This window comes from Variovorax sp. Soil_C_12 (assembly GCF_057657375.1).
Genome location: NZ_JBDGIO010000017.1, coordinates 110,828 through 135,433, shown reverse-complemented (window position 1 = coordinate 135,433; position 24,606 = coordinate 110,828). Strand labels below are relative to the sequence as shown.

The 24,606-nt window shown below is 68.6% G+C and carries 26 protein-coding genes and 4 pseudogenes; 23 read left to right on the top strand and 7 right to left on the bottom strand.

The genetic code is table 11. The annotated features are described in order from the left end of the window. From AC3A6X_RS31245 to AC3A6X_RS31215, 7 genes and pseudogenes are all read left to right on the top strand, one after another. Positions 1 to 276: pseudogene (locus AC3A6X_RS31245) on the top strand (hypothetical protein); the annotation flags it as partial. After that, positions 273 to 1,373, top strand: coding sequence for a four-carbon acid sugar kinase family protein (locus AC3A6X_RS31240; protein WP_487845821.1), 1,101 nt, complete (start codon positions 273 to 275; stop codon positions 1,371 to 1,373). The pseudogene AC3A6X_RS31245 and the gene AC3A6X_RS31240, both read left to right, overlap by 4 nt. After that, positions 1,370 to 2,419 (top strand): 4-hydroxythreonine-4-phosphate dehydrogenase PdxA, encoded by a 1,050-nt coding sequence (pdxA, locus tag AC3A6X_RS31235; RefSeq protein WP_487845820.1) that lies wholly within the window; start codon positions 1,370 to 1,372, stop codon positions 2,417 to 2,419. The genes AC3A6X_RS31240 and pdxA overlap by 4 nt, the downstream gene beginning before the upstream one ends. Continuing rightward, positions 2,416 to 3,288 carry a TauD/TfdA dioxygenase family protein gene (locus AC3A6X_RS31230; RefSeq protein WP_487845819.1) on the top strand — a complete coding sequence of 291 codons (873 nt, stop codon included), beginning with the start codon at positions 2,416 to 2,418 and terminating at the stop codon, positions 3,286 to 3,288. The genes pdxA and AC3A6X_RS31230 overlap by 4 nt, the downstream gene beginning before the upstream one ends. Positions 3,289 to 3,309: 21 nt before the next feature. Next, positions 3,310 to 4,299: a Bug family tripartite tricarboxylate transporter substrate binding protein gene (locus AC3A6X_RS31225; RefSeq protein ID WP_487845818.1), complete on the top strand. Its 990-nt coding sequence runs from the start codon at positions 3,310 to 3,312 to the stop codon at positions 4,297 to 4,299. Positions 4,300 to 4,303: 4 nt separating this feature from the next. Then, positions 4,304 to 4,456 carry a 3-hydroxyacyl-CoA dehydrogenase NAD-binding domain-containing protein gene (locus AC3A6X_RS31220; RefSeq protein ID WP_487845817.1) on the top strand — a complete coding sequence of 51 codons (153 nt, stop codon included), beginning with the start codon at positions 4,304 to 4,306 and terminating at the stop codon, positions 4,454 to 4,456. Positions 4,457 to 4,886: 430 nt separating this feature from the next. Next, positions 4,887 to 5,132 (top strand): hypothetical protein, encoded by a 246-nt coding sequence (locus AC3A6X_RS31215; protein WP_487845816.1) that lies wholly within the window; start codon positions 4,887 to 4,889, stop codon positions 5,130 to 5,132. 55 nt (positions 5,133 to 5,187) lie between these two features. Here the strand turns inward: AC3A6X_RS31215 and AC3A6X_RS31210 are convergent, their stop codons facing one another. The 5 genes and pseudogenes from AC3A6X_RS31210 to AC3A6X_RS31190 all read right to left on the bottom strand — a co-directional run bounded on the left by AC3A6X_RS31210 (position 5,188) and on the right by AC3A6X_RS31190 (position 9,553). Next, the gene (locus tag AC3A6X_RS31210; RefSeq protein ID WP_487845815.1) at positions 5,188 to 5,445 is read right to left on the bottom strand and encodes a hypothetical protein; all 258 of its coding nucleotides are present in this window, start codon (positions 5,443 to 5,445) and stop codon (positions 5,188 to 5,190) included. Positions 5,446 to 5,452: 7 nt separating this feature from the next. After that, positions 5,453 to 6,994: a S8 family peptidase gene (locus AC3A6X_RS31205; RefSeq protein WP_487845814.1), complete on the bottom strand. Its 1,542-nt coding sequence runs from the start codon at positions 6,992 to 6,994 to the stop codon at positions 5,453 to 5,455. A gap of 203 nt (positions 6,995 to 7,197) precedes the next feature. Continuing rightward, positions 7,198 to 7,354 (bottom strand): annotated as a pseudogene (locus AC3A6X_RS31200) (AAA family ATPase); the annotation flags it as partial. Between the two features lie 443 nt (positions 7,355 to 7,797). Beyond that, on the bottom strand, positions 7,798 to 9,090 hold the full coding sequence (locus AC3A6X_RS31195; protein WP_487845813.1) for an acyl-CoA thioesterase/bile acid-CoA:amino acid N-acyltransferase family protein: 1,293 nt from the start codon (positions 9,088 to 9,090) through the stop codon (positions 7,798 to 7,800). Between the two features lie 79 nt (positions 9,091 to 9,169). Then, the gene (locus tag AC3A6X_RS31190) at positions 9,170 to 9,553 is read right to left on the bottom strand and encodes a hypothetical protein (protein ID WP_487845812.1); all 384 of its coding nucleotides are present in this window, start codon (positions 9,551 to 9,553) and stop codon (positions 9,170 to 9,172) included. Between the two features lie 187 nt (positions 9,554 to 9,740). Between AC3A6X_RS31190 and AC3A6X_RS31185 the strand changes: the two are divergent. Both AC3A6X_RS31185 and AC3A6X_RS31180 read left to right on the top strand, forming a co-directional pair. After that, positions 9,741 to 9,959 (top strand): annotated as a pseudogene (locus AC3A6X_RS31185) (DNA-binding protein); the annotation flags it as partial. A gap of 52 nt (positions 9,960 to 10,011) precedes the next feature. Beyond that, positions 10,012 to 10,254, top strand: a complete 243-nt coding sequence (locus AC3A6X_RS31180; protein ID WP_487845811.1) for a LysR substrate-binding domain-containing protein — start codon at positions 10,012 to 10,014, stop codon at positions 10,252 to 10,254. Between the two features lie 344 nt (positions 10,255 to 10,598). On the opposite strand, the pseudogene AC3A6X_RS31175 reads toward AC3A6X_RS31180, so the two are convergent. Beyond that, positions 10,599 to 10,796: pseudogene (locus AC3A6X_RS31175) on the bottom strand (cupin domain-containing protein); the annotation flags it as partial. Positions 10,797 to 11,521: 725 nt separating this feature from the next. Here AC3A6X_RS31175 and rutA point away from each other — a divergent pair. Genes rutA through rutF form a run of 6 tightly spaced genes read left to right on the top strand, consistent with a single transcriptional unit; the run spans position 11,522 to position 15,758 of the window. Then, positions 11,522 to 12,634 (top strand): pyrimidine utilization protein A, encoded by a 1,113-nt coding sequence (rutA, locus tag AC3A6X_RS31170; RefSeq protein ID WP_487845810.1) that lies wholly within the window; start codon positions 11,522 to 11,524, stop codon positions 12,632 to 12,634. A 14-nt stretch (positions 12,635 to 12,648) separates the two neighbouring features. After that, positions 12,649 to 13,437 (top strand): pyrimidine utilization protein B, encoded by a 789-nt coding sequence (rutB, locus tag AC3A6X_RS31165; protein WP_487845809.1) that lies wholly within the window; start codon positions 12,649 to 12,651, stop codon positions 13,435 to 13,437. A 27-nt stretch (positions 13,438 to 13,464) separates the two neighbouring features. After that, positions 13,465 to 13,857 (top strand): pyrimidine utilization protein C, encoded by a 393-nt coding sequence (gene rutC, locus AC3A6X_RS31160; RefSeq protein WP_106559305.1) that lies wholly within the window; start codon positions 13,465 to 13,467, stop codon positions 13,855 to 13,857. Positions 13,858 to 13,859: 2 nt separating this feature from the next. Then, positions 13,860 to 14,660 carry a pyrimidine utilization protein D gene (gene rutD, locus AC3A6X_RS31155; protein WP_487845808.1) on the top strand — a complete coding sequence of 267 codons (801 nt, stop codon included), beginning with the start codon at positions 13,860 to 13,862 and terminating at the stop codon, positions 14,658 to 14,660. Then, complete coding sequence (locus tag AC3A6X_RS31150; RefSeq protein ID WP_487845807.1) at positions 14,657 to 15,247, top strand: malonic semialdehyde reductase; 591 nt, start codon at positions 14,657 to 14,659, stop codon at positions 15,245 to 15,247. The genes rutD and AC3A6X_RS31150 overlap by 4 nt, the downstream gene beginning before the upstream one ends. Positions 15,248 to 15,263: 16 nt before the next feature. Next, complete coding sequence (gene rutF / locus AC3A6X_RS31145) at positions 15,264 to 15,758, top strand: NADH-dependent FMN reductase RutF (protein WP_487845806.1); 495 nt, start codon at positions 15,264 to 15,266, stop codon at positions 15,756 to 15,758. 29 nt (positions 15,759 to 15,787) lie between these two features. Here the strand turns inward: rutF and rutR are convergent, their stop codons facing one another. Then, positions 15,788 to 16,507 (bottom strand): HTH-type transcriptional regulator RutR, encoded by a 720-nt coding sequence (rutR, locus tag AC3A6X_RS31140; protein ID WP_487845805.1) that lies wholly within the window; start codon positions 16,505 to 16,507, stop codon positions 15,788 to 15,790. Positions 16,508 to 16,762: 255 nt separating this feature from the next. On the opposite strand from rutR, the gene AC3A6X_RS31135 reads away from it, so the two are divergent. Genes AC3A6X_RS31135 through AC3A6X_RS31100 form a run of 8 tightly spaced genes read left to right on the top strand, consistent with a single transcriptional unit; the run spans position 16,763 to position 24,587 of the window. Continuing rightward, complete coding sequence (locus AC3A6X_RS31135; RefSeq protein ID WP_487845804.1) at positions 16,763 to 17,764, top strand: isopenicillin N synthase family dioxygenase; 1,002 nt, start codon at positions 16,763 to 16,765, stop codon at positions 17,762 to 17,764. Positions 17,765 to 17,767: 3 nt separating this feature from the next. Then, complete coding sequence (locus AC3A6X_RS31130; protein ID WP_487845803.1) at positions 17,768 to 18,175, top strand: VOC family protein; 408 nt, start codon at positions 17,768 to 17,770, stop codon at positions 18,173 to 18,175. Then, the gene (locus AC3A6X_RS31125; protein ID WP_487845802.1) at positions 18,165 to 19,256 is read left to right on the top strand and encodes a BMP family ABC transporter substrate-binding protein; all 1,092 of its coding nucleotides are present in this window, start codon (positions 18,165 to 18,167) and stop codon (positions 19,254 to 19,256) included. The genes AC3A6X_RS31130 and AC3A6X_RS31125 overlap by 11 nt, the downstream gene beginning before the upstream one ends. Then, positions 19,253 to 20,773, top strand: a complete 1,521-nt coding sequence (locus AC3A6X_RS31120) for an ABC transporter ATP-binding protein (RefSeq protein ID WP_487845801.1) — start codon at positions 19,253 to 19,255, stop codon at positions 20,771 to 20,773. Before AC3A6X_RS31125 ends, AC3A6X_RS31120 begins: the two co-directional genes overlap by 4 nt. Continuing rightward, positions 20,766 to 21,983: an ABC transporter permease gene (locus tag AC3A6X_RS31115; protein WP_487845800.1), complete on the top strand. Its 1,218-nt coding sequence runs from the start codon at positions 20,766 to 20,768 to the stop codon at positions 21,981 to 21,983. Before AC3A6X_RS31120 ends, AC3A6X_RS31115 begins: the two co-directional genes overlap by 8 nt. Beyond that, complete coding sequence (locus AC3A6X_RS31110; RefSeq protein ID WP_487845799.1) at positions 21,980 to 22,912, top strand: ABC transporter permease; 933 nt, start codon at positions 21,980 to 21,982, stop codon at positions 22,910 to 22,912. The genes AC3A6X_RS31115 and AC3A6X_RS31110 overlap by 4 nt, the downstream gene beginning before the upstream one ends. After that, on the top strand, positions 22,909 to 23,604 hold the full coding sequence (locus tag AC3A6X_RS31105) for a cysteine hydrolase family protein (protein ID WP_487845798.1): 696 nt from the start codon (positions 22,909 to 22,911) through the stop codon (positions 23,602 to 23,604). Before AC3A6X_RS31110 ends, AC3A6X_RS31105 begins: the two co-directional genes overlap by 4 nt. Beyond that, the gene (locus AC3A6X_RS31100) at positions 23,601 to 24,587 is read left to right on the top strand and encodes an isopenicillin N synthase family dioxygenase (protein ID WP_487845797.1); all 987 of its coding nucleotides are present in this window, start codon (positions 23,601 to 23,603) and stop codon (positions 24,585 to 24,587) included. The genes AC3A6X_RS31105 and AC3A6X_RS31100 overlap by 4 nt, the downstream gene beginning before the upstream one ends. The last annotated feature ends 19 nt before the right edge of the window (positions 24,588 to 24,606 follow it).

Here is a 24,606-nt window from a genome sequence, read left to right as displayed (position 1 = left end):
CTCAGGCTGGATCCGAACGACAACGTGGCGATCGCGCGGCACGCGCTTTCGCGCGGCAGGGTCCTGTCGGAGTACGCAGGCGTCGTCGTCGGTGCCGACATACCGGCGGCGCACAAGGTCGCGATAGCTGACATCCAGAAGTCCGAACCGGTCCGGCAATATGGACAGACCCTGGATGCGATCCATGAGGTGTTCACGGATGCCGCGCCGCCAGCGCCCGAGGCGCAAAGGCTGCGCGAGTCGGACGTCGTTCTCCACATCGCAGAAGCCGCATGAACGTTGCCTGCCGAATCCTCGCGGACGACCTGACCGGCGCGCTCGATTGCGCAGCCGCTTTCGCGGATGCCGAAGGCGTGCCGGTGGCGCTGCGCCGGCCGGAAGCCTTGCCTTGGAAGGCACAGGTCGAAGTCTGTACGACGGTGAGCAGGAGTGTCACGGGCGAGGCACTCGAAGCGCGGCTTGCTGCCTGCATCGACTGGCTCGCCGGTGCACGAACGCCCTACAAGAAGGTGGACAGTCTGCTGCGCGGCAACAGCCTGGCTGAGCTGGCATGGCTCGCCCGCAGCGGCAGGTTCGGAAGCATCGTGTTCGCGCCGGCATTTCCTACCTTGGCGCGCCGGGTGATCGGCGGCCGCCTGGTCGTCGCATGCCTCGACGGCGAACCCCCCGTCTCCGCCATGGTGCTGCGCGACGCCCTGGTGCGCCACAGCATGGTGCTGCAACCTGACGGGAGCGGCCGCATCGGCACCACGCGGATCGTCGTTCCCGATGCCCGCGACGATGCCGATCTCGACCGGGTGGTGTCCGAGTTCGCCGGCCTGGACGGCGTGCTCTGGTGCGGAAGCGCCGGGCTCGCCCTGGCGTTGGCGCGCCGCGGGCGCAGGGCCGCGTCGTTCAGCCCAGCCGAGAGCGCCGCCGCAACCGAGGTCCTGATCGCCACGGCGAGCCGCCATCCCGTGCTGCGCTGCCAGCTGAAGCACATGGCCATGTTCGATTCCGCGGTGGGGCCGGGACGTGTCCGGATCATGGACTTTTCGTCGGCCGATGAACTGGCGCCTGCCCAAGCCGCCGCTGCGTTGGCCCAGGGCGCTGCCCGCGTGGTGGCGGGGCCGCGGCCCCAGCTGTTGATCGCCATCGGTGGCGACTCGCTGCTGGCCTTGTGCGACGCCGCCCAGGTTGACGCCTTGGTCGCGGGCCTGTCGCCGCGCGCCGGCTGGGGCAGCGCGCGACTCGTCGGCGGCCCCTGGGACGGCGTGCGCTGCCTGAGCCGGTCTGGTGCGTTCGGCGACGCCGACGATCTCGCCGAACTGCTGGCCTCCTGCGGCGCTGCGGCCCCGCGCCCTCAACTCACAGAAATTGCGACCACACCATGACCGAACCCATCCGCCTAGCCCTCACCATGGGCGACCCTGCCGGCATCGGCCCCGAGATCATCCTCAAGGCCGTACGCATGTTGGCGGACCGGCCGCTCGGGGTGGAGGTGCGTCTCACGGCCTTCGGCAGCCGTGCTGCACTGGATGCCGCTGCCCGCGAACTGGGCTTGGCGGAAGGCCGCCTGCCGCCGTCGCTCGACGTGCACGACGTCGGCCCCGTCGAAGGGGCCATCGTCATCGGCGAAGTGTCGGGCCCCGCCGGCGAGTGGTCGTACCGCGCTATCGCCGAGGCCGTTCGCTGGGCGCAGGACGGCCGCGCGCAGGCGATCGTGACGGCGCCGCTGTGCAAGGAAGCGCTGCAACTGGCCGGCCACCATTTCGAAGGCCACACGGAGCTTCTCGCCCACCTGACCGGCATGCGCGACGGCGTGATGATGCTGGCGCACGGCGGCATGCGCGTGAGCCATGTCTCCACCCATTGCCCGCTGTCCGAGGTGCCGTCGCGCGTGACGCCCGTCCGGCTCCGCCGCGTGCTGGACGTGACGCTAGACGCGCTGCGCGCGCTGGGCATCGAGCGCCCACGCATCGCGGTCGCCGGCTTGAACCCGCATGCGGGGGAGAGCGGCATCCTCGGCCACGAGGACCGCGACGTGATCGCGCCGGTCGTGGACGCCTACGCGGCCCAGGGGCACGCAGTCACCGGCCCCTGGGCCGGCGACACCGTGTTCATCAAGCTGCGCGCCGGGCAATTCGACGCGGTGGTCGCGATGTTCCACGACCAGGGCCACATCCCGGTCAAGCTGCTCGGCTTCAGCATCGACCCGGCCACCGGTGTGTGGAAATCCGTAAGCGGGGTCAACGTCACGCTGGGCCTGCCGATCCTGCGGACCTCGGTCGACCACGGTACCGCCTTCGACATTGCCGGGCGCGGCATCGCCAACGCAGACAGCATGGTCGACGCCATCACGTATGCGGTCGACCTGGTGAAAGGGCGCACGCGACGCCCGACCCCCATCCCTCATGACAAGGAGACAAGCGTCACATGAAGCTCTCATTCACCCCACTGCATCCCCTCTTCGGCGCGGAGGCGGGACCGATCGATCTGCGCCTCGTGCGCGATGAAGAGACCTTCGCTCAGATTCGCGCTGCCATGGACGAGCACGCCGTGGTGGTGTTCCGCGACCAGACGCTGGACGCCGACGAGCAGCTCGACTTCAGCGAGCGCTTCGACGGCAAACTGCACGCGCAGACGTCCTTGTCCGTGCTGGCCAAGAACCGCCTGGGCAGCGAGGCGCTGTCGGACGTGGCCAATGTCGACGAGCAGGGCAACATCATGGCGGCCGATGACCGGCGGCGCATGGGCTCGGTGAGCAACCGCCTGTGGCATACGGACGCTTCCTTCGTCGATCCGGCCGGGCGCTATTCGATGCTGCTCGCCAAGGTGGTGCCCCCGGTGCGCGCCGACACCGAGTTTGCCGACATGCGCGCCGCCTACGATGCGCTGGACGATGAAACCAAGGCCACGATCGCCGGCCTGCGCGTGCACCATTCCATCGTCTACTCGCGCCTCGTCATGGGGTTCGAATTTTCCAAGCAGGAACAGGACAAGCTCAAGGGTGCCGACCATCCGCTGGTGCGGGTGATCCCGGGCTCGGGACGCAAGTCGCTCTACCTCGCCTCGCATGCCTCGCACATCCTGGATTGGCCCCTGCCCGAAGGCCGCCTGCTGCTGCGCGACCTGATCGAGCACGCCACTCAGCGCCGCTTCGTCTACCAGCACGAATGGCATCCGAACGACTTCGTGCTCTGGGACAACCGCGCCACGATGCACCGCGCACGCCCGTTCGACGACAAGCAGCACCGCCGGGAGTTGCGCCGCACCACGACGCTGGACATTCCATTGCCCAATACTTAACGAGAGTTCTGGAGACACATCATGCACAAGAGAACATTCCTTACCCGCTCGCTGGCGTTCGCCACCGCTGGCGCAACCCTGGGCCTTGCCGGCGTGACGGCAAACGCGCAGGCGTATCCGAACCAGCCGGTGCGGATGATCGTGCCCTTCCCCCCAGGCGGCCTGACCGATGCCATCGCGCGGCTGGTGGCGCAGGCGCTGGGCGAACGGCTTGGCCGGAGCGTGGTCGTCGACAACCGGTCCGGCGCCAGCGGCAACATCGGCACGGCCCTGTTCGCGCGCTCCAAGCCGGACGGGTACACCTTGCTGCTGGGCTCGAGCACGCCCAATGCGGCCAACCCCAACCTGTACACGCAGCTGGGCTTCGACCCGCACAAGGACTTCGCCCCAATCGGCCTGATCGCGTCGGCGCCGAACGTGCTGCTGGTGCCGGCTAACTCGCCCTACCAGACCGCCGCGCAGCTCATTGCCGCGGCCAAGGCCGCGCCGGGAAAGCTGACCTACGGCTCGGCGGGATCGGCATCCTCGGGGCACCTGGCGGGCGCCACACTCTCGCGGGTCTATGGCATCGACCTGCTGCACATCCCTTACAAGGGCGCCGGGCCGGCGCTGACCGACCTCATGGGCGGCCAGCAGATCACGATGATGCTGGATCCAAGCGCGCTGCCGCACATCCGCGGCGGCAAGCTGCGCGCGCTTGCCGTGCCGTCGGACAAGCGGCTGCCGGCCCTGCCGGACGTGCCGACATTCGACGAGGCGACGGCCGAAAAGGGCATGCGCGCTTCGGCCTGGTACGGCCTCATGGCGCCGGCGGGCACGCCGCGCGAGATCGTCGTCCGCCTGCACACGGAACTGACCAAGGTGCTCGCGGACCCGGATATCCGGAACAAGTTCGTGAACTACGGGGCGGACATCGCCTCCGGCTCCTCCGAGGACTTCGGCCGGTTCATGGAGAGCGAGATCACGCGCTATGGCGAGATCATCAAGTTCTCCGGTGCGAAGGTGGAGTAAGCCGATGCCGATGGAAATCCGTGATACGCCCGCCGTCACCGAGTTCGCCTGCGTGGGGGCAGGGCTCGTCGGCTCGGCCTGGGCCATCATTTTCGCGCGGGCAGGGCTCGACGTGGCGCTGCACGACGCGAACCCGGCGACCTCGACGTCGCGTTGAAGCGGATAGCGGAGCAGTTCGAGACATAGCACCAGCGCGGACTTCTCAAGGAAGAAGCGGACGTCGTGGCGAAGAGAATTCGGAGCGCCACCTCGTTGGCGGATGCAGTGGGCGGCGTGCGCTAGGTCCAGGAATCGATTTTCGAACGGGCAGAACTCAAGCGCGCCCTGCTGCAGCAGCTCGAAGCGCTGGACGACGGCCGCCGCATCGTGGGCAGGTCCACGTCCGGGATCCCGGCCTACCGGAGCCTGTGGTGCCCTGGGATTGGCGAAGGGAGCGGCGCGGCGGCTGACCGTGGTGACCCTGGGGGTGAAGGCGCTTGGGCCGCCCAGTCGCCTGTTGTCGCCGCGTACTACCAAATGTGTACAACTTGCTCCTTGCCGCCCCTCTACCGGGCCCCTCACCGAGAGGCAAGTTCTCCACCGTTGCGGTGGACAAGACGGTGGAAAAGGATGTGGGCAACGCTGAAAACCGTTGCCACGCCTGCGCCGCGATGCTGCGCCTGCAAAAATGGCATGTGTCGTGGCGGCCATGCTGGAGCGCCGCCGTCGCCGCCGCCGCCGATGGCACGCTGCGCTCGGTCAGCAGGCGCAACCGCACCCTGTGCAATCACCTTTCTGGGCCAAGACCAGTGTCGGACTTCGACCTGAGCAAAGTGACGTGTCACCGCACTTGAATCGTCGGCGCGGCCTGCGGGGCCTTGGCCCCGGCGAGGACTGCCCAATGGAGGGTCAGTTCTTGGCGGCGGCTTGCTTGGCGCGCTGCAGCGGCCTGCGTTCCGGCACACGCGCCGTCTTGCGCTCAGCGGTGTAGCGCCAGCCTGGCAGCGCCTGGGCGACCTGTTCGGCCTGCGCCGGGGCGGCCTCCACCAGCATGGAGCCCGCGGCCGCACCTACCACCGTGGCGCCCAGCGCCCGGGCGGTTTTCTTCGCCGCGGTGAGCGCCTTGGCATCCCCGCTCTTGGCGTTGAAGAACACGTACCGGTCCATGCCTGGATTATCGGGCCAAACCACACCCCTGCATCGTGGCGGCCAAGCCCAGGTCTTCGGCATGGTCGAGCGCCAGCTGGACGACCGCCGCCGCACGCACCGCGTTGCGCGGCATGTCGCGCACGGGGCTGGCGGCCAGGCGCCGGGCCAACACCCCGGTGGCGATCGGCGTGGCCATCGAGGTGCCTGACATGGCGCCCCAGCGGTCGTCGAAGATGGTGGAGACGACCGCCACGCCGGGCGCGGTCTGGGCCACCTTGGTGCCGCGGTTGGAAAAGCTGGCGAGAAAGCTCTGGTGCCGCGCGATGTCCTTGCCGCGCGAGGCGCCCAGGGTCCACGCGAAATTGGCGCCAGGCGGCCAACTGCCGTCCAGACCGATGGCCGAAACGGCAACCGCCTTGGCATAGCGCGCCGGGTAGTCCACCTGGCCCTTGCCGTCGTTGCCTGTGGCGGCCATGCACACGCTGCCGAGCGACCAGGCGAACTCGACAGCGTCGCGCACGCTCTCGTCGGCCATGCTGTCGCCGATGCTCAGATTGATCAGGTCACACCCATCGATCGCAGCCTGCTTGATCGCTGCCTGGATCGCGAAGGTCGACGCGTAGGGGTCGCCCGCCTCGAAGATCCGGTAGGCGTACAGTCCCACGGCACTGGCCTCGCCACGGCGCCAGCCGGCCGCGGCGGCTGCAATGACACCCGCCACGTGCGATCCGTGTCCGTCCTCGTCGCGATAGCGGCGTACCGACTCGTTGGTCGTGGTGTTGCGCCCACCCGCGACCTTGAGCGCCGTATGAGGCCCCACACCGGTGTCGACCACGCCTACTTTCACCCCCCTTCCAGCGCCGGCCGGGGGCTTGCCGTAGATCAGGCCGCGCACGTCGGCGCTCTTCAGATCGATCCCGGGCACGGCGATCTCCATGCCCTGCGCGGCGATATCCACGTTCGAGAGGGCGATGGGCCAGCCGCCGTGCAGTGGATCGACATAGATCGCATCCAGCCGCGTCGTCTTGGTGCTGAGCTCGAAGGTCGCGCGTCCGAAGCGGTCCGTCAGAAGCTCCACGCCGATGCCTTTGGCTTCATCCACCATGACCGTGACCAGCGCACGGGCCAGTCGCTTGCGCGCGGCGCCGTCCAGCACGACCGTGACCGTCCATTTCATCGCATGGCCGGCAATTGTCCGCGGCTTCCTGAGCGTTGCGCTCAGCTTGAGCCAGGGCCTTGCCGGCCGCTCCAGGCGGTACCACTGCTCCTCGATCACCTTGGCTCCCGCTGGCGTACGTGCCTTCACCTGGGTGATGGACGCATGCCCTGCTTCCACCAGCACGGCACCGTCGGCCGGCGAGCTGTTCACGACCCTGAGCCCCAACGCCGGTGGCTGCCCGCGCGTGGCTGAGCGAGCGCCGGCGCTGCCGACTCGAGCACGCTTCGTGGCGGTGGCCGAAGCCGGCGACAGGCGCATCAGCCGCATCGTTTGGCTCGGTGTCGGCGCCACCTCGACCGCGCCGAGCTTGGGGATGATGATGAAGCGTTTGGGGCGTGGGTTCGGCATGTGCTCCTCACTGTTGTTGTGGTGCGGCTGTCGCGCGGGTTCCCAGCGAGGCGCGCTTCCCGGTTTGGCGGCAGGATGCGGACCCGGCAGGCGGCCGTCGAGACATCAGCGTTCCCCGCAACGATTCGGCCCGCTCGACCACCGTCGACGCGGGATGATAGACGCCGCTCCGCGGGCGCGGCCTTCCATGGCGAGTGAACGCGCAGACGACGCCGGAGCCGACGTTGAGCCCAGCCGAGGGAAGAGCCCTGCGGGTCCGCACCGAGCGGCCTGACGCGGCTTGCCTGCATGACCAGTTCGCCGGCCAGATGCGAGCGTGGTCTTGCCTGCCCCGCCCTTCTGGTTCAGTAGCGCGATCACCTTGCCGGGCCGAGGCTCACTGCCAAGCGAGCGGTTTTCGGCTGTTTGGACTGCTTCAGAGGTTCGCCCATTTTTTGAGCAACCTCGGCTGGCGCGCGCGTGACTTCCAGAAACCCTTTCCGGATTCAGCTTCGTGCTGAGAAGATTCTGTGAAAACGTCCAAGCCCCACCCAAGGTGGCCATGCCCGGTGGCCACGTGGAGACGTTTCGATTGAATCATCCCAGATAAGCAAAGAAAAAACCCGCCGGAGCGGGTTAACAGCAGCCCCTATGGGAGGGAGGAGGAGGAGACGAAGAGCGGGCTGCCGAAGTGCAAGTCTCTGTCGCAGAACTTAGGGGAAACTTAAGAAGGGCAGGCATTGGGTGCCGCCAAACGCAACCACAACGTTCCGTCTGCTTCAGCCGTCACAGCCGAGATCCGGTCGGAAGGCAGCCGCTCGTCTTCAGCCGTCGATCAATGCGTTTCGCAAGAAAGAGAGCATGCGCGGCCACGAGTCCTGTCGCGCTCGAGCCGTTCCCTCGGGCGTGCCACCCATGTCCATGTCTTCCCCGGAGACAGGGTGCTTGGACTTCAGCATGGTCGTCGGTGCGTTCGGCCACGCAATGCTGTGTCCCGCGCCCGGGTAGCTGAGATGCTCGACACGATGGGCAAAGCCCTTCTGCTTGAGGCGCCGGACGGCAAACTCCGTCAGCTCGCTCGACGGCCACAGTCCATCGTCAACCCCCGAAATCATGAGAACGGGCCCTTGGATGTTCTCCACAGGAATGGAGGCTCTCGCTGCATAGTCGGGGTCCCGCAGCGGAATCAGATACCAGTCGAAGCTGCCCTCGCGCGCACGACCGGCCGCGAGCTCCTTGTCCCACTCTTCGTAGCTCAAGGTTGTTGCGAACGGAATTTCCTGGCCAGCCAGTGTCCAGGCGCTGAAGCCGCTCGCTGGATAGGCTGGCCAGACGATGCCGCTGGGAACGTAAGCGACGACGGCACGAATCTGAGGAAAGGTCGCTCCGAGCAAGAGCGCCAACTCTCCGCCACGCGAGACACCTGTCACCGCGATGTGATTCGCCGCCACGCCTGGCTGGGCGGCCAGCCACTGCAGGGCTGTTTCGAAATACTCGAGTGGAATACGGTCGAGCGTGGGCGGCAGCCCTTCTGCCGCAAAGTACGCCAGCGCAAGAGCGGCGAAACCGTGCGAGGCCAGCAACGCCGCCATCTCCTGGGACCAGACCAAACCGCCGCCGGAACCTCCGACGACAAGCACGGTCCGATGGGGGCCGGGATTCGCCGGTTCAAACATCTTGCCAACCAGACCGCGCTCGCGCACCTCTCGAGTTGAGACGCCCGCGCCGGCAAACGCCCTTTTGATGTATTGAGAGATAGACGTCTTCCCGTCCTCGGCCACCGCTGTCAGCGTCACCGTGAACGGGTCCTTGCTCACATCGCCGTGATGCGCCGCGACGGCACCAGTCACGGGTGCGCGCGACCAAAACAACCCCATGGCGTCAATGCCCTCATAGGAGCCGGAGGTAGGCGCGTCGCGGCTGAGGTCGACGACTCCATTCGCGTCGGCAACGAAGACGGCTTGAGACAACAGCACGCCGCCGCCATAGGCAGCACTGGAGAGGCGAACGGTCACGTGTTCCCGCGCCGCAAGTCCGCGAATGCAAATGACCAGAGTTTGGTCGACGAGGCACTCGCTGGGAAGCGGGTCGAACTTGATTCGGGGGTGTCCGGTCATTGAGCGATTGTGGTCGGACTGACAGCCAGCGCGCGCGCGCTGTTGTGAGCTGCGCGCCACGAATGCCCCGATGACAGGATCACCGTGTCCTCAGATAAGCCGCATACAGTGACGGGTGCGCGTCGCGCAGTGCCTTGCGTCGCTCGACGATGTCACGCTGCCGGCCCTGGCGCTCCACACCGAGCAACTTCAGCAGCAGTCTCATCGCCTGTTCGGGCTCGGTGTGAAGAGAGCGTTGCGCTTCGCCCAACTGGTGCGCCAGACCGGGCTTTTCCGTGAGGACCCGAGCTGGAAACCAAGCCAGGTCGCGCACATCGCCATGCCCCTCGAACGTCGCGTCGAACCCCCTGCGCAGCCGCTCCAGCAACGGGTCGGCGAGCCTCTTCAGGAGCTGGTCAAATCGATCGGCTGACAACCAGGCCAGTTCAGCGAGCAGGCCCCACGCACCGTCAAGGTCGTGCACGCGTAGCGCGCCTCCGCCATCCATGCCAAGGGCGCTGGAATCCGGCGCCACGATTCGATACGTGCGAAGGAGTCGTTCGCCGCAGACCAGTCACCGGCGCGCAGCCACAGCAGGGCGGCGTGATCTTCGCTTCGCTCGGGGCGATATGGAAGCGGCGAGGCGCGCTGCGAGGCCGGAAAGGATGCATATGAGCCAGGTCACGGGGCTGAGAGGTCGAGGGATCCAGGAGGCCGACGTGCTTACGGCCGCGGATGCGCGGCTGGCCGAGGGCAAGCGGCCCACCATCGAGCGCGTGCGCCTGAAGATCGGGCGCGGCTCGCCCAACACCGTGAGTCCTATGCTGGAGAAATGGTTTGCGACGCTGGGCGAGCGGCTGGTGAGCATCCAGGCGGGATCCGGTCGGCCGGCCGGCAATGATGCGGACGGGATGCTGAACGCGATGCCTGTGGGTGTGCGCAATGCGGCCAAGCTCCTGTGCCGTGCTGGCAGACCTCGGTGTGGTCCTGCTGCCCGATTTCATGTCTTCGCGTGTCATTCAATCTGGGCAGCTGGTCGAACTGAGCGAGATCGGTTGGGTTGCTCCGCGCGCCTACTATCTGCGCTGGCCCAAGACACGGCCACCCCCGGAACGGCTGCTGCTATTCGCGAACTGGCTGGCTGAGCAAAGCAAGATGGAGAGTGACCCAGATTCGCTCTCTTGAGGTGCACGCCGCTATCGAGCATGCATTGCCATGGCATCACCGCGGGCATCATCGACATCTAGCCGATGATCGCCTCCGTGCGTCGCCGTCCGCGTAGAGGTCGATTTGTTTTCGTCGTCAGTACTGGCGGTTAGGATCCCCAGTAAGGGCGCAGGGTCAGTTCGCCAAGTTTTTGATTTCGCAAGCATTACTGCTCGCTACGCTGCGGCGTATCGTCGCTGGCCCTGAACGGCGAAGGAGCGCCGGGCGAGATCGGCGAGTTCGAGCTGCAGGCCTTTTTCGTTTCAGCCGCGCCGAACTGCAAAGCGAGGGGAGCCTTGTAGATGCTCTCCTCGTCGGCTCGACTATTCGCGCAGCGTGAACACCACCGACAGATACGAGACTGGCTGGCTCCGGATGGCCTCGATCCCGTGCAGCACGGTCGCATCGAACAGCAACGAATCCCCTGCCCTCACCGTGACCGACCTCGCGCCGTAGCGGTAGATGGCCTCCCCGGACAGGAAGTACAGGAACTTGAGCCCGGGATGCTGGAAGGTCACGTAGGCACGCCCAGACCATCCGCGATGCGGCTCAGGGTCTCCACCGAAGGCGACACCAGACCGCGCTCGATGCGCGAGGTGAACTGAACGCCGTAATCAATCCTTGGTATCGGCCAATGTGGCAGGACGCAGGGCTCATGATTCAGCAAGGATTCAGGCCGAGTCCGTTGCCGGGGAGCGGCGGCGCCGCTGTCGGCAGTTTTGTGCAGGAAGTGGGGAACGCGTGCTGCGACCCCCAAGAATCCCTGGCGCGGAACCAATGAGAATATGAACGGGCTGGTCCAGACAGTACCTTCCCACGGGAGTCGATGGGCTACATGGAGCAGGCCCGGATCTCGCCGAGCGATGACGCATCCGTCGGGGCTCCCAGGGTGTTCGGCATTTCCGACACGCATCGCGCGCGGCGTTCCAATGCATTCAGGGCCCCCGTCCAGGCTGTCGCCTCCATCACTGCCGTGGAGGGCGTCCCCGCGGGCCTCGCCTTGAAGATGGTCGTTGCCGCCATCCGCCGTAGAGGGTGTCGACCTTGCACCAAAGCCGGCCACGACCGTGCAGACCAAGCGCTCCATCTTGGACCATTTGGTTCAATCGTTTTCGATGAGAACGCGTAAGTGGTTGATTTCAAAAGGCTTAGTTAAATGGCACGGCCTATGCATAGGACCGTCGGCGCGCGTCCATCGGCGTTGCGCCCGCAGCCCATCCCTCACCTTCGGTCCAGGAGCGCAAGCATGAACGTCGGCATCTTCATTCCCATCGGCAACAACGGCTGGCTGATCTCGGAGAACGCCCCCCAGTACAAGCCGAGCTTCGAACTCAACAAGCAGATCACGCAGAAGGCCGAGCACTACGGCGTGGACTTCGCGCTGTCGATGATCAAGCTGCGCGGCTTCGGGGGCAAGACCGAGTTTTGGGATCACAACCTCGAAACCTTCACGCTCATGGCCGGGCTGGCCGCCGTCACCTCGAAGATCAAGCTCTTCGCCACGGCGGCTTCGCTCGTCATGCCGCCGGCCATCGTGGCGCGCATGACCTCCACCATCGACTCGATCTCCAACGGCCGCTTCGGCCTCAACCTCATCACCGGCTGGCAGAAGCCCGAGTACTCGCAGATGGGCATGTGGCCCGGCGACGAGTTCTTCGGCACACGCTACCAGTACCTGTCGGAATACGTGCAGGTGCTGCGCGAGCTCTGGACCACGGGGCAGTCCGACTTCAAGGGCGATCACTTCCGGATGGACGACTGCCGCGTGAGCCCCAGGCCGCAGGCCGAGATGAAGGTGATCTGCGCCGGCCAGAGCGATGCCGGCATGGACTTCTCCGCCCGGTACGCCGACTACAACTTCTGCTTCGGCAAGGGCGTCAACACACCCCAGGCCTTCGCGCCGGCCGCCGCGAAGCTGATCGAGGCAACGAAGAAGACCGGCCGCCACGTCACCTCCTATGTGCTCTTCATGGTGATCGCCGACGCCACCGACGAAGCCGCGCGCGCCAAGTGGGAGCACTACAAGGCCGGCGCCGACCAGGAGGCGCTGGCCTGGCTCGCGCAGCAGAGCGCGGCCGATACCAAGTCGGGCGCCGACACCAACGTGCGCCAGATGGCCGACCCGACCTCCGCCGTCAACATCAACATGGGCACCCTGGTCGGCTCCTATGCGACGGTGGCGCGCCTGCTCGACGAAGTCGCCGAGGTGCCGGGTACCGAGGGCGTGCTGCTGACCTTCGACGATTTCGTGCTCGGCGTGGAGGCCTTCGGCGAACACATCCAGCCGCTGATGAAGAGCCGCACGCACATCGACAGCCCCGTGCCTTCGCGCGTCGCCGCCGAGCGCCTGGCCGCCTGATCGAAAGGACGCCCATGAGCACCCGCAAGAACACCACCCTCGCCTCCAGCACCCCCGCCGGCGTGCCGAATGCGCCGGGCGCGCCTGCGCCCCTCGTGCTGCCCGCGCGGCCCGAGCCCCTCGCACTGCACGCCGCCAACAGCGCGCTGGTCGTGGTCGACATGCAGAACGCCTACGCCTCCGCCGGCGGCTACGTGGACACGGCCGGCTTCGACATCTCGGGCGCGCAGGGCGTGATCGCCAACATCGCGCGCGCCCTCGCGGCCGCGCGCGCGGCCGGCCTGCTGGTCGTGTTCCTGCAGAATGGCTGGGATGCGGACTACGTGGAGGCGGGCGGCCCCGGCTCGCCCAACTGGCACAAGTCCAACGCGCTCAAGACCATGCGCAGAAAACCCGAGCTGCAAGGCCGCTTCCTCGCCAAGGGCGGCTGGGACTACGAGCTGATCGACGACCTGCGGCCGCGGCCCGGCGACATCGTGATCCCCAAGACCCGCTACAGCGGCTTCTTCAACAGCACGCTCGACAGCAGCCTGCGCGCGCGCGGCATCCGCAACCTGGTCTTCACCGGCATCGCCACCAACGTGTGCGTGGAGTCCACGCTGCGCGACGCCTTCCACCTCGAGTACTTCGCCCTGATGCTCGAGGACGCCACGCACGAGCTCGGCGGGCCAGCGATCCAGCAGGCCACGGTCTACAACGTCGAGACCTTCTTCGGCTGGGTGTCTACCGTCGAGGACTTCTGCCGCACCGTCGCGCCGGAGACCGCCGCGCAAGCCGCGCCGGCCGAAGCGGCCACCGCCTGATTCATCACTCCCAAAGGACCTCGAACCATGCCCAAGCAAGCCATCATCCCGCCCGGCACCGGCGTGCCGCTCGCGCCCTACGTCCCCGGCACGCTCGCCGACGGCGTGCTCTACGTGTCGGGCACCTTGCCCTTCGACAAGGACAACAACGTGGTCCACGTCGGCGACGCGAGCGCGCAGGCGCGCCACGTGCTCGCCACCATCCAGGGCGTGGTCGAGGCCGCCGGCGGCACCATGGACGACGTGACCTTCAACATGATCATGATCAAGGACTGGGCCGACTACGCGAAGATCAACGCGGTCTACGCCGAGTTCTTCCCCGGCACCAAGCCGGCGCGCTACTGCATCCAGTGCGGGCTGGTGAAGCCCGACGCGCTGGTTGAGATCGCCTCGATCGCGCACGTCGGCAACAAGGCCTGAGCGTGCCGCTGCACTACGAGCTGCATGGCCCGGCGGAAGGCGACGCCGTGCTGCTGAGCCCGGGCCTGGGCGGCTCGGCCGGCTTCTGGGCGCCGCAGCTCGCCGCGCTGGTCGGGGCCGGGCACCGCGTGATCGCCTACGACCAGCGCGGCACCGGCCGCAGCCCCGCGGACCTGCAGGCCGGCTACACCATCGCCGAGATGGCGTGCGACGTGCTCGAGATCATGGACGCGACAGCGACGCCGCGCTGCCACCTCGTGGGCCACGCGCTCGGCGGCCTGGTCGGGCTGCAGCTCGCGCTCGATGCGCCTTCGCGCGTTGCCAGCCTGGTGCTCGTCAACGCCTGGTCGCGGCCCAACCCGCATTCGGCGCGCTGCTTCGAGGCGCGCCTCGCGCTGCTGGGTGCCTGCGGCCCGCGTGCCTATGTGGAAGCGCAGCCCATCTTCCTGTACCCCGCCGCCTGGTGCGACGGCAACGCGCAGCGCGTGGCCGCCGAGGTCGAGCACGCCTTCGCGCATTTCCCCGGCGAGGCCAACCTGCGCGCGCGCGTCGGCGCGCTGCGCGCCTTCGATGTCGATGCGCGCCTGGGGCAGATCGACGTGCCCGCGCTGGTGGCCACCGCCGAGGACGACGTGCTCGTGCCCTGGACCTGCTCGCAGCGCCTGGCCGAGGGCCTGCCGCAAGCCACCCTCGATCGCGTGCCCCACGGCGGCCATGCGCACAGCGTGACCGAGGCCGCCGCCTTCAACCGCCGCCTGCTCGCCTTCCTCGCGCGGGTGGGTGCACCTGGAGTCCCCGCATGAAACCCGCCCTGGACAGCGCCGCCCTGGCGCTGCTTTTCACCGAAGCCCGCTCGCACAACGGCTGGCGCCCCGAGCCGATCTCCGACGCCCTGCTCGAACAGCTCTACGAGCTCGCGCGCAGCGGGCCGACCTCGGCCAACTGCTCGCCCGGCCGCTTCGTCTTCGTGCGCACGCCCGAGGGCAGGCAGCGGCTGGCGCCGGCCCTGTCCAAGGGCAACCTGGCCAAGACCCTGGCCGCGCCGGTCACGGTGATCGCGGCCTGGGACAGCGCCTTCTACGACAAGCTGCCCCGGCTGTTCCCGCACACCGACGCCCGAAGCTGGTTCACCGGCAGCCTCGAGGCCGCGCGCGAGACCGCCTTTCGCAACGCCACCCTGCAGGCCGCCTACCTGCTGCTCGCCGCGCGCGCGCTGGGGCTGGATGCGGGGCCGATGTCGGGCTTCGACAAGGCGAAGGTCGACGCCGCCTTCTTTGCCGGCACGCCGTGGACCACCAATTTCCTGATCAACCTGGGCCACGGCGACGACGCGAAGCTGTTCGGCCGCCTGCCGCGGCTGGACTTCTCCGAAGCCTGCGTGCTCGCCTGAGAAAAGCGCCAACGCCATGAACACGGTTCCCAAGGGCGACTACCGCGATGCGATGGCACGGCTCGGCGCGGCCGTCCATGTCATCACCACCGACGGCCCGGGCGGGCGCGCCGGCTTCACCGCATCGGCGGTGTGCAGCGTGACCGACGAGCCGCCGACGCTGCTGGTGTGCCTGAACCGCTCGGCCTCGTGCTACCCGGCCTTCCAGGCCAACGGCGTGCTGTGCGTGAACGCGCTGGCGCCGGGGCAGCAGGCGCTCTCGGGCCTGTTCGGCGGCAAGACGCCGATGCAGGAGCGCTTCGCCGCCGGGGTCTGGCAGCGCAAGCTCACCGGCGCGCCGGTGCTCGAGGACGCGGCCGTCTCCTTCGACTGCCGCGTGTCGCATGCGACGCGCGTGGGCACGCACGATGTGCTCTTCTGCGAGGCGGTGGCCATCGCGATCGGCGGCACCGCCCATGGCCTCATCTATTTCGATCGCCGCTATCACGACATCTCGGCCGCGCCGCACTGAGCGGGCGCGCCGGATTCGTTCACAGCCTCTCAGTGCGCGACGATGCCGTCGAGCACGATGCGCTGCACGTTGGCCACCGTTTCCTCGAAGAACTCCGGGTCGTCCAGCGTGCGGCCGGTGATCGCCTGCACCTGCACGCCGAAATCGGCGTAGTGCTGGGTGGTGGCCCACAGCGCGAAGATCAGGTGGTGCGGATCGACCGGCGCGAGCTTGCCGGCCGCGACCCACGCGCGAATCACCTCCGACTTGCGCGTCACCAGGTCGCGCAGCTCGCGATCGAGCTCGTCGCGCAGCAGCGGCGCGCCCTGGATCATTTCCAGGCAGAACAGCCGCGAGGCATCGGGCTGGTCGCGCGAGATCACCAGCTTGCGCCGGATGTAGTCGCCGATCGCCTGCCGCGGGTCCTGCTCGGCACTGAAGCCGCGCAGCGGCTCCAGCCACACCGCGAGCAGCTCGCGCAGCGCGCTGACGTACAGCTCCTCCTTGTTGGCAAAGTAGTAGAGCAGGTTGCTCTTGGAGACATCGGCGCGCGCCGCCACCTGGTCGACGCTGGTGCCGTGCAGGCCGTAGCGCGAGAACAGGCCGAGCGCGGCGCGCAGGATGGCCGCGCGCTTGTCCTCGATCTGGCGCAGCCGGCGGCTCACCGCGGCGGCGCTGCGCGCGGCGGGCGCGCGCTTGGCGTGCACGCGCTTGAGCGCGGGCGCTTCGAGGATCGGCTTGGACGGCGTCTTGCTGCGTGTCTTGGGCATGAGGGCGCTTCTCTCTCCTGCGGGATTTTGCTTCTCTACGGCGCGTCCGCATGCACGAGCCATACCGGCGATGGTACGCACCACGGCAACACGGCGCGCGCACTCATTCGCCGCGCGGCGCGCCGCGCACGCACCACGCCGCGGCGGGAAAGGGCATTTGTCCATTTGGTCCAACTGGCATGGACGTTGCATGGCGATGACACCGGCGAGCCGCGCGCACCGGCTCGAATCCACCGTCACCGAAGGATTGAAGGCATGACCCTGCTGTCCGTTCCGATCATCGATCTCGCCCCTTACTTCGCGGGCACGGCCGAAGGCAAGGCCGAGGTGGCGCGCCAGGTCGGCGAGGCCTGCCGCAGTATCGGCTTCCTGGTCATCAAGAACCACGGCATCGCCCCCGAGCTCATTGCGCGCGTCTCCGCCGTCTCGCGCCGCTTCTTCGATCTGCCCTTGGCCGACAAGCGCAAGGTCGACCGCCCGCGCGACGACGCGGTGCGCGGCTACAGCGCGGTGGGCGAGGAGGGGCTGTCGTACAGCCTGGAGGAAGCGGCCCCCGGCGATCTGAAGGAGTCCTTCTCGATCGGACCCTCGAACGTGCCCGAGGACGAGTACCACCGCGGCGAGGCGGCAGGCCCGCACTTCGAGCCCAATGTCTGGCCCGGGCTGCCGGACTTCCAGCCGGCCTTCGACGACTACTTCGAGGCCATGAGCGATCTCTCGCGCTCGCTGATGCGCATCTTCGCGCTCGCGCTCGCGCTGCCCGAGACCTTCTTCGACGACAAGATCGACCGGCACATCAGCATGTTCCGCGTACTGAGCTACCCGCCGCAAACCGAGGCCGCGCTGCCCGGCCAGCTGCGCGCCGGCGCCCACAGCGACTACGGCAGCCTCACCGTGGTGCTGCCCGATGACAAGGGGCTGCAGGTCTTCAACAAGGCCGGCCAGTGGGTGGATGTGCCGATGGTCGAGGGTGGCCTGGTGGTGAACATCGCCGACCTGATGATGCAGTGGACCAACGACCTGTGGGTGTCGACGCTGCATCGCGTGGTCAACCCGCCGCCCGATGCGGCCAGCACCAACCGGCGCCAGTCGCTGGTGTTCTTCCACCAGCCCAACTACGACGCGATGGTCGAGTGCCTGCCGAGCTGCCTCGCGCCCGGCGAGAAGCCCAGGTACGCGCCCATCTCGTCCGGCGATCACCTGAAGTCGAAGTTCCTCAAGCAGACGACCTTCGGCGGCACGAAAGTGACGCCCTGAGCGATGCCGCATCTCTCCTACGTCAACGTCTTCGCGAAGGACGTGGTCGCGCTCAGCGGCTTCTACCAGCGCGTGTTCGGCTTCCCCGAGATCGAGGACATCCGCTCGCCGATCTTCCGCGGCCTGGACACCGGCAAGTCGAGCCTGGGCTTCAACGCGCTCGATGCCTACGCGCTGCTGCAGCTGGCCGAGTTCTCCGACACGCGCGGCGTCAAGTTCCTGCTGAACATCGACGTCGATTCGCAAGAGGAAGTCGACCGCAGGGTGCCGCTCGCCGTCGCGGCCGGCGCCACGCTGGTCAAGGCGCCCTACGTCACCTACTACCACTGGTACCAGTCGGTGCTGCTCGACCCCGAGGGCAATGTGTTCCGTATCAATTTCATGATGAAAGGTCCGAGTGATGTTGCGTAGCAAATCGATTCCCTGCGCGGTCGCGGCGCTCGTGGCGGGCGCCGCACTGGCCGGCCCGGCACTGGCCGACGGCTTCACGCTCAAGGGCAAGCCCAAGATCGCGATGCTGTACTTCGGCCCCAAGAACGACGGCGGCTGGACCCAGGCCTTCGACGAGGCGCGCATCAAGGTCGAGAAAGAGACCGGCGAGAAGATCCAGTTCGTCGAGAACGTGCCGGAAGACGCCTCGGCCATCAAGCCCGCCGCCGAGAAGTTCATCCAGCGCGGCGCCAACATCATCATCGGCACCGCCTTCGGCTATTCGGACAGCTTCAAGGAGCTGGCGGCCAAGTACCCGGACGTGGCCTTCCTCAACGGCTCGGGCACCAGCAACGGCGCCAACCTCGAGTCCTTCTACGGCCGCACCTACGAGAGCCAGTACCTGTGCGGCATGGCGGCCGGCGCGGCCTCGAAGACCGGCAAGCTCGGCTTCGTCGCGGCCAATCCCTTCGGCGTGGTCAACTGGACCATCAACGCCTTCGCGCTGGGTGCGCAGAAGATGAATCCGAACGCGACGGTCAACGTGATCTACACCGGCGCGTGGAACGACCCGGTCAAGGAACGCGCGGCGGCCGCGGCGCTGATCGACCAGGGCGCCGACGTGATCGGCCAGCACGTCGACAGCCCGACGCCGCAGATCGTGGCGCAGGAGCGCGGCGTCTACGGCACCGGCCACCACCGCGACCTGCGGCAGTTCGCGCCCAAGGCCACGCTGTGCTCCTCGGTCTGGGTGTGGGACAAGTTCCTCACGCCCGAGCTCAAGAAGATCATGGCCGGCAACTGGAAGCCCGCGCCCTACGGCGCCTTCATCCCGATGAGCGCGGGCGGCACCGACATCGCCGGCTTCGGCCCGGGGGTGCCGAAGGACAAGGCGGCCGCGATCGGCGCCGAGCGCGAGGCGCTGCTCAAGGGCAAGCAGATCTACGCCGGCCCGCTGCTCGACCGCGAGGGCAAGGAGCGCGTCGCCAAGGGAGCCGTGCTCTCGGACGCGGATCTCTGGAAGATGGACTGGTTCGTCAAGGGCGTCGTCACGCAGAAATGAAGACCGCGCTCGAGCTCATCGGCATCCACAAGTCCTTCGACGGATTCGCCGCCTTGACCGACGCGCATTTCCGCGCGTCCTGGGGCGAGGTGCATGCGCTGCTGGGCGAGAACGGCGCGGGCAAGTCCTCGCTGATGAACATCGCGGCCGGGCTCTACGCGGCCGAGGCCGGCACGCTGCGGGTGGACGACAACGCGGTGCGCTTCGGCGGACCGCGCGACGCGGCCCAGGCCCGCATCGGCATGGTCCACCAGCATTTCCGGCTGGTGCAGCCCTTCACGGTGGCACAGAACATCCTGTTGACCGCGCCCGCGGCCGAGGGTTTTGAGAGCCACCGCAGGCGCCTGCGGCGCATCGACGCGGCCATCCGCGGCAAGGCGCACGAGCTCGGCTTCGACATCGATCCAGCGCAGCGCGTGGACCGGCTCTCGGTGGCCGAGCAGCAGCGCGTCGAGATCCTCAAGGTGCTGCTGGCCGGCGCGCGCATCCTGATCCTCGACGAGCCCACCGCGGTGCTGACCGACGACGAGGCCGCGCGCCTGCTCTCGACCGTGCATGCGCTGGCGCGGCGCGGTGCGGCCGTGGTGCTGGTCACGCACAAGATGGCCGACGTCAAGCGCCATGCCGACCGCGTGACCGTGATGCGCGGCGGCCGCACGATCGCCACGGTCGACCCGAAGCAGATGCCGGTGGCCGAGCTGGTCCGGCTCACGGTCGGCGAATCGATCACCGCGCCGGCCGCCGGTTCGGCGCGCGCGGCACCCGGTCCGGTGCGGCTCGCGGTGCGCGGCTTGCGTTCGCCCGAGCGGCAGGGCCGCCGCGTGCTCGACGGCATCGACCTCGAACTGCGCGGTGGCGAGATCTACGGGCTGGCCGGCGTCGGCGGCAACGGCCAGGGGGAGTTGGCGGAGGCGATCATGGGCATGACGGGCGATGCCGAGGGCGAGATCGTGCTCGAAGGCCACGGCGATCTCCTGCGCACGCCGGCGCCCGCGCGCCGCGCACTGGGCCTGGCGGCCATCCCGGCCGACCGCTACGGCCTCGCGCTGGCGGGCGGGCTCTCGGTGGCCGAGAACTACGGCATCGGACAGGTCCACAGCGGTCGCTACGGCCCGGCGTGGCGCCTGAAGCGCCGGGCGATGGAAGCGGGTGCGCGCGCGGCCGTCGCCGCCTTCGGCGTGCAGGGCGTGCGCTCGGTGGCGCAGAAGGCCGCGCTGCTGTCGGGCGGCAACGCGCAGAAGCTGGTGCTGGCGCGCGAGTTCGGCAAGTCGCCGCGCCTGGTGCTGGCCCACAGCCCCAGCCGCGGGCTGGACGTGCGCGCCGGCGCCGACGTGCATGCGCGGCTGCGCGCCGCGCGCGATGCCGGCGCGGCCGTGCTGCTGATCAGCGAGGACCTCGACGAGGTGCTGGCGCTGGCCGACCGCGTGGGCGTGATGGTGCGCGGCCGTATCGTGGCCGAGTTCGCGCAGCCGGCCGACCGGCAGGCCATCGGCCAGGCGATGGTGGCCCATGGCTGAGCCCGCGTTGTCGATGTCCACGCCGGCCATGGTGCCCGGCGGTGCCGTTGCGGCCCACCCGGGCGCGAGCGTTCGGGCCGAGCCTGCCGAAGCCGGCCCGTCGACCGGCCCTGGGAGAACGGGGGAGCCGAAGGCCGCGAGCCAGCCCTGGGCCGGGCGCCGCTACGCACTGGAGATCCGCCAGCACCTGGCCTGGCACCGGCAGGCGCTTGTCCTCGCCGCGGCCATCGGCGTGGGCCTGCTGGTCTCGGCCGCCATCCTGGTGGCCGCCGGCGTGCCGGCCGGCGAACTGGCCAACGAGTTCATCGTCCAGACCTTCCTCGACGGCCAGAACCTGCGCGCCGTGCTGTTCCAGGCGGCGCCGATGATCCTGGTCGGGCTGGCCGGCGCGATGGCCTTTCGCGCGCGCTTCTGGAACCTCGGCCTGGAGGGCCAGATGATCTGGGGCGCGATCGGCGCCACCGCCGTGTCCTTCTTCGAGATCGGGCCCCCTTCGCTGCGCCTGCCGCTGATGTTCGCGGCCGCACTGGCCGGCGGGCTGCTGTGGGTGCTGGGCCCGGCGCTGCTCAAGCTGCGGCTGGGCGTCAACGAGATCATCTCGACGTTGATGCTGAACTACATGGCGGCCAACTTCCTGCTGCACCTGGTCTACGGCAGCTGGAAGGACCCGAAGGACAACTTCCCCTACTCGCCGCAGTTCCGCGCCTTCGAGCGGCTGCCCGACCTGGTCGCGGGCGTGAACAGCGCGATCCTGCTGGCCGGTCTGGTCGCGCTGGCGGCCTGGTGGGCCGTCGGCCTGAGCCGCGCCGGCCTGTACCTGCGCTTCGTCGACGCCAATCCGCGCATGGCGCAAGCGGCCGGCGTGCCGGTGGCGCGCATCGTCTACGGCGCGGTGCTGTGCTCCGGCGCGATGGCCGGCCTCGCGGGCTTCGCGGTCGCGGCCGGGCAGGAGGGCCGGCTCACGCAGGCCTTCTACCAGGGCTACGGCTTCTCAGGCATCCTGATCGCCTTCCTGGCGCGCAACAACCCGCTGGCCGCCTGCCTGGTGGCGCTGCTGGTCGCGGCGCTGTTCGTGACGGGGCGCAGCCTGCAGGTCTTCTACCAGGTGCCCTTCTCGATGGTGCAGCTGATCCAGGCCGTGATCGTGGTCTGCGTGGCCTCGAGCGACTTCTTCATCAGGCACCGCTTGCGGCGGGTGGGGAGCCTATGAACGCGGACATCCTCCTCAACTGGCTCGCCAACACGCCCGACTTCGCCGTGCCCTATGCGCTCGCCGCGCTCGGCCTGATCGTCTGCGAGCGCGCCGGCGTGCTCGCGCTCGGGGCCGAGGGCCTGATGTTGGTGGGCGCGCTGGCCGGCATCGGCGCGCAGCTGGCGTTCGGCGAGCCGGCGGTGTCGCTGCTGCTGGCGATGCTGGCCGCGGCGGCGGTCTCGCTGCTGTTCGCGGCGATGGTGATCGGGCTGCGCGTCAACCAGGTGGTCGCGGGCCTGGCGCTGGTGTTCTTCTGCCAGGGGCTCACGGCCCTGGTCGGCACGCTGGCCCAGTGGACCAACCAGGCCACGCCGGGCATCGGCACGCTGGCGCTGTGGCCGCTGTCGCAGCTGCCCGTCGTGGGGCGCCTGTTCCAGCAGAACGCGATGGTCTGGCTCACGCTGCCGATCTTCGCGGCGGTCGCCGGGTTCCTGCTGCGTACCGATGCCGGGCTGCGGCTGCGCGCGGTGGGCGAGAACCCGCAGGCCGCCGATGCGGCCGGCATCCCGGTGGCGGCCTGGCGCTTCGCCGCGGTGCTGGCGGGCTCGGCGCTGGTCGGCCTGGCCGGCGCCTACATCTCGGTGGTCAGCACCAAGCTGTGGATCGCGGGCATGACCGGCGGGCGCGGCTGGATCGCCGTCGGCCTGGTGATCTTCGCGCGCTGGTCGCCCTGGAAGGCGCTGGCCGGCGCGCTGCTGTTCGGCTGCATCGAGGCCCTGATCCCGCAGCTGGCCGCGGCCGGCGTGCAGCTGCCGCAGTACTTCGTGCTGATGACGCCCTATGCGGTGACGCTGGGCGTGATGGTCTGGGTCGCGCTGGGGCGGCGCGGCGGGGACGGCGAACCGGGTGCCCTGGGCGTGCCCTATGTGCGGGAGGAACGGCGATGAGGGCCTATGTCTACGGCCAGGCGCGCGAGCTCGACGCGGGCTTCGAGGACTACCTCGACCCGGCCGGCACGGCCGTGATCTCGATCGACATGCACCGCGGCCACCTGGACGAGAGCCCCGACTGCCCCTGCCCGGCGCCGCGCGCCCGCGAGCTGGTCGCGCCCATCGATGCCTTCCACGACCATGCCCGCGCGCTGGGCCTGCCCATCGTGCACGTGAAGTCGGTGCTCAGGCCCGACGGCGCCGACGACCTGCGCGGCATCCCGGCCGCATGGCGGCGCACCTTCCCGCTGCATGTGGGCGAGATCCCCAATGCCGATGCGCACGCCCTCGAAGGCAGCCGCTGGACCGAGTGGGTCACGCGGGTCGAGCCCGGCGACCTGCGGGTGGAGAACAAGCGCCGGCTCTCGGCCTTCTACCCGACCGACCTCGACTTCCTGCTGCGCAACCAGGGCATCCGCACCGTGGTGCTCAACGGCGGCTTCACCGACTGCTGCGTGCTCAACACCGCCTTCGACGCCAACAACCACAACTACCGCGTGATCGTGCTGCGCGACCTGGTGCGCGGCACCGACGCCCACCTCGAAGCCGCGGCGCTCAGCATGGTGTCGCTTCACCTGGGGCTGGTGGTGGATTCGGCGGACCTGCTGTCGCACTGGCAGCAGTCCTATTCCTTCGAGGTTCATCCATGACATCCATCCCCCTCATCGATCTGCAGGGCAGCATCGACCCCCACGCGCCGCTGGCGCGCGAGTCCGCGGCGCGCCTTCACGAAGCGCTCAGCACCATCGGCTTCGCCTACATCGCGGGCCACAACGTGAGCTCCGGCTCGCGCGAGGCGGCCTTCGCGGCCTCGCGCGAGTTCCATGCCTCGCCGCTCGAACGCAAGCAGTCGATCGCGATCAACGGCTTTCACCGCGGCTACATGGGCATGGCCACGTCCACCATCGTCACCTCCTCGGTGGCCAAGGTGACGCGACCGAACATGAGCGAGTCGCTGATGCTCATGCACGAGCTGCCGCCGGACGACCCCGGCCTGCTGGCCGGCCTGCCGCTGCAGGGCCCCAACCAGTGGCCCGGCTGGGTGCCGGACTTCAAGCCGCGCGTCACGCGCTACATCGCCGAGGTGGACGCGCTCTCGCGCTACGTCGTGCAGCTGATCGCGATGAGCCTGGGCCTGCCGGCGCACGCGCTCGACCACCACTTCGAGCAGCCCACCACCTTCCTGCGCCTGCTGCACTACCCGCCCCAGGCGCCGCAGGAGGACGAGCAGATCGGCTCGGCGCCGCACACCGACTACGGCGTCATCACGCTGCTGGCGCAGGACGACGCCGGCGGCCTGCAGGTGCGGCCGCGCGGCGGCGACTGGATCGAGGCCCCGCCGATCCCGGACACCTACGTGCTCAACGTCGGCGACATGCTGGCGCGCTGGACCAACGGGCGCTTCGTCTCCACGCCGCACCGCGTGATCAACCGCTCGGGCGGCGACCGCTATTCGCTGCCCTACTTCTTCGACCCGCGCATGGATGCGCTGATCGAATGCCTGCCGACCTGCAGCGACGCGGCGAATCCGCCGAAGCATGCGCCGGTGCGCTACGGCGACTACCTGCTCGACCGCCTCAACCGCAACTACGACTACCGCCGCGCACCTTCCGGCGACGCCGTCACCGCCTGATTCCTTCATCTCCCGCTCC

Bases quoted from the DNA above. Each gene is read 5' to 3' on its own strand.
- AC3A6X_RS31135 (WP_487845804.1), top strand. From the start codon at position 16,763: ATGACCCTGCTGTCCGTTCCGATCATCGATCTCGCCCCTTACTTCGCG.
- AC3A6X_RS31125 (WP_487845802.1), top strand. From the start codon at position 18,165: ATGTTGCGTAGCAAATCGATTCCCTGCGCGGTCGCGGCGCTCGTGGCG.
- AC3A6X_RS31205 (WP_487845814.1), bottom strand. From the start codon at position 6,994: ATGCCGAACCCACGCCCCAAACGCTTCATCATCATCCCCAAGCTCGGC.
- rutC (WP_106559305.1), top strand. From the start codon at position 13,465: ATGCCCAAGCAAGCCATCATCCCGCCCGGCACCGGCGTGCCGCTCGCG.
- rutB (WP_487845809.1), top strand. From the start codon at position 12,649: ATGAGCACCCGCAAGAACACCACCCTCGCCTCCAGCACCCCCGCCGGC.
- AC3A6X_RS31115 (WP_487845800.1), top strand. From the start codon at position 20,766: ATGGCTGAGCCCGCGTTGTCGATGTCCACGCCGGCCATGGTGCCCGGC.
- AC3A6X_RS31240 (WP_487845821.1), top strand. From the start codon at position 273: ATGAACGTTGCCTGCCGAATCCTCGCGGACGACCTGACCGGCGCGCTC.
- AC3A6X_RS31100 (WP_487845797.1), top strand. From the start codon at position 23,601: ATGACATCCATCCCCCTCATCGATCTGCAGGGCAGCATCGACCCCCAC.
- AC3A6X_RS31230 (WP_487845819.1), top strand. From the start codon at position 2,416: ATGAAGCTCTCATTCACCCCACTGCATCCCCTCTTCGGCGCGGAGGCG.
- AC3A6X_RS31210 (WP_487845815.1), bottom strand. From the start codon at position 5,445: ATGGACCGGTACGTGTTCTTCAACGCCAAGAGCGGGGATGCCAAGGCG.
- AC3A6X_RS31225 (WP_487845818.1), top strand. From the start codon at position 3,310: ATGCACAAGAGAACATTCCTTACCCGCTCGCTGGCGTTCGCCACCGCT.
- AC3A6X_RS31110 (WP_487845799.1), top strand. From the start codon at position 21,980: ATGAACGCGGACATCCTCCTCAACTGGCTCGCCAACACGCCCGACTTC.
- AC3A6X_RS31150 (WP_487845807.1), top strand. From the start codon at position 14,657: ATGAAACCCGCCCTGGACAGCGCCGCCCTGGCGCTGCTTTTCACCGAA.
- AC3A6X_RS31105 (WP_487845798.1), top strand. From the start codon at position 22,909: ATGAGGGCCTATGTCTACGGCCAGGCGCGCGAGCTCGACGCGGGCTTC.
- rutF (WP_487845806.1), top strand. From the start codon at position 15,264: ATGAACACGGTTCCCAAGGGCGACTACCGCGATGCGATGGCACGGCTC.
- rutA (WP_487845810.1), top strand. From the start codon at position 11,522: ATGAACGTCGGCATCTTCATTCCCATCGGCAACAACGGCTGGCTGATC.
- AC3A6X_RS31195 (WP_487845813.1), bottom strand. From the start codon at position 9,090: ATGACCGGACACCCCCGAATCAAGTTCGACCCGCTTCCCAGCGAGTGC.
- AC3A6X_RS31220 (WP_487845817.1), top strand. From the start codon at position 4,304: ATGCCGATGGAAATCCGTGATACGCCCGCCGTCACCGAGTTCGCCTGC.
- AC3A6X_RS31120 (WP_487845801.1), top strand. From the start codon at position 19,253: ATGAAGACCGCGCTCGAGCTCATCGGCATCCACAAGTCCTTCGACGGA.
- AC3A6X_RS31180 (WP_487845811.1), top strand. From the start codon at position 10,012: ATGCGGCCAAGCTCCTGTGCCGTGCTGGCAGACCTCGGTGTGGTCCTG.
- rutR (WP_487845805.1), bottom strand. From the start codon at position 16,507: ATGCCCAAGACACGCAGCAAGACGCCGTCCAAGCCGATCCTCGAAGCG.
- pdxA (WP_487845820.1), top strand. From the start codon at position 1,370: ATGACCGAACCCATCCGCCTAGCCCTCACCATGGGCGACCCTGCCGGC.
- AC3A6X_RS31130 (WP_487845803.1), top strand. From the start codon at position 17,768: ATGCCGCATCTCTCCTACGTCAACGTCTTCGCGAAGGACGTGGTCGCG.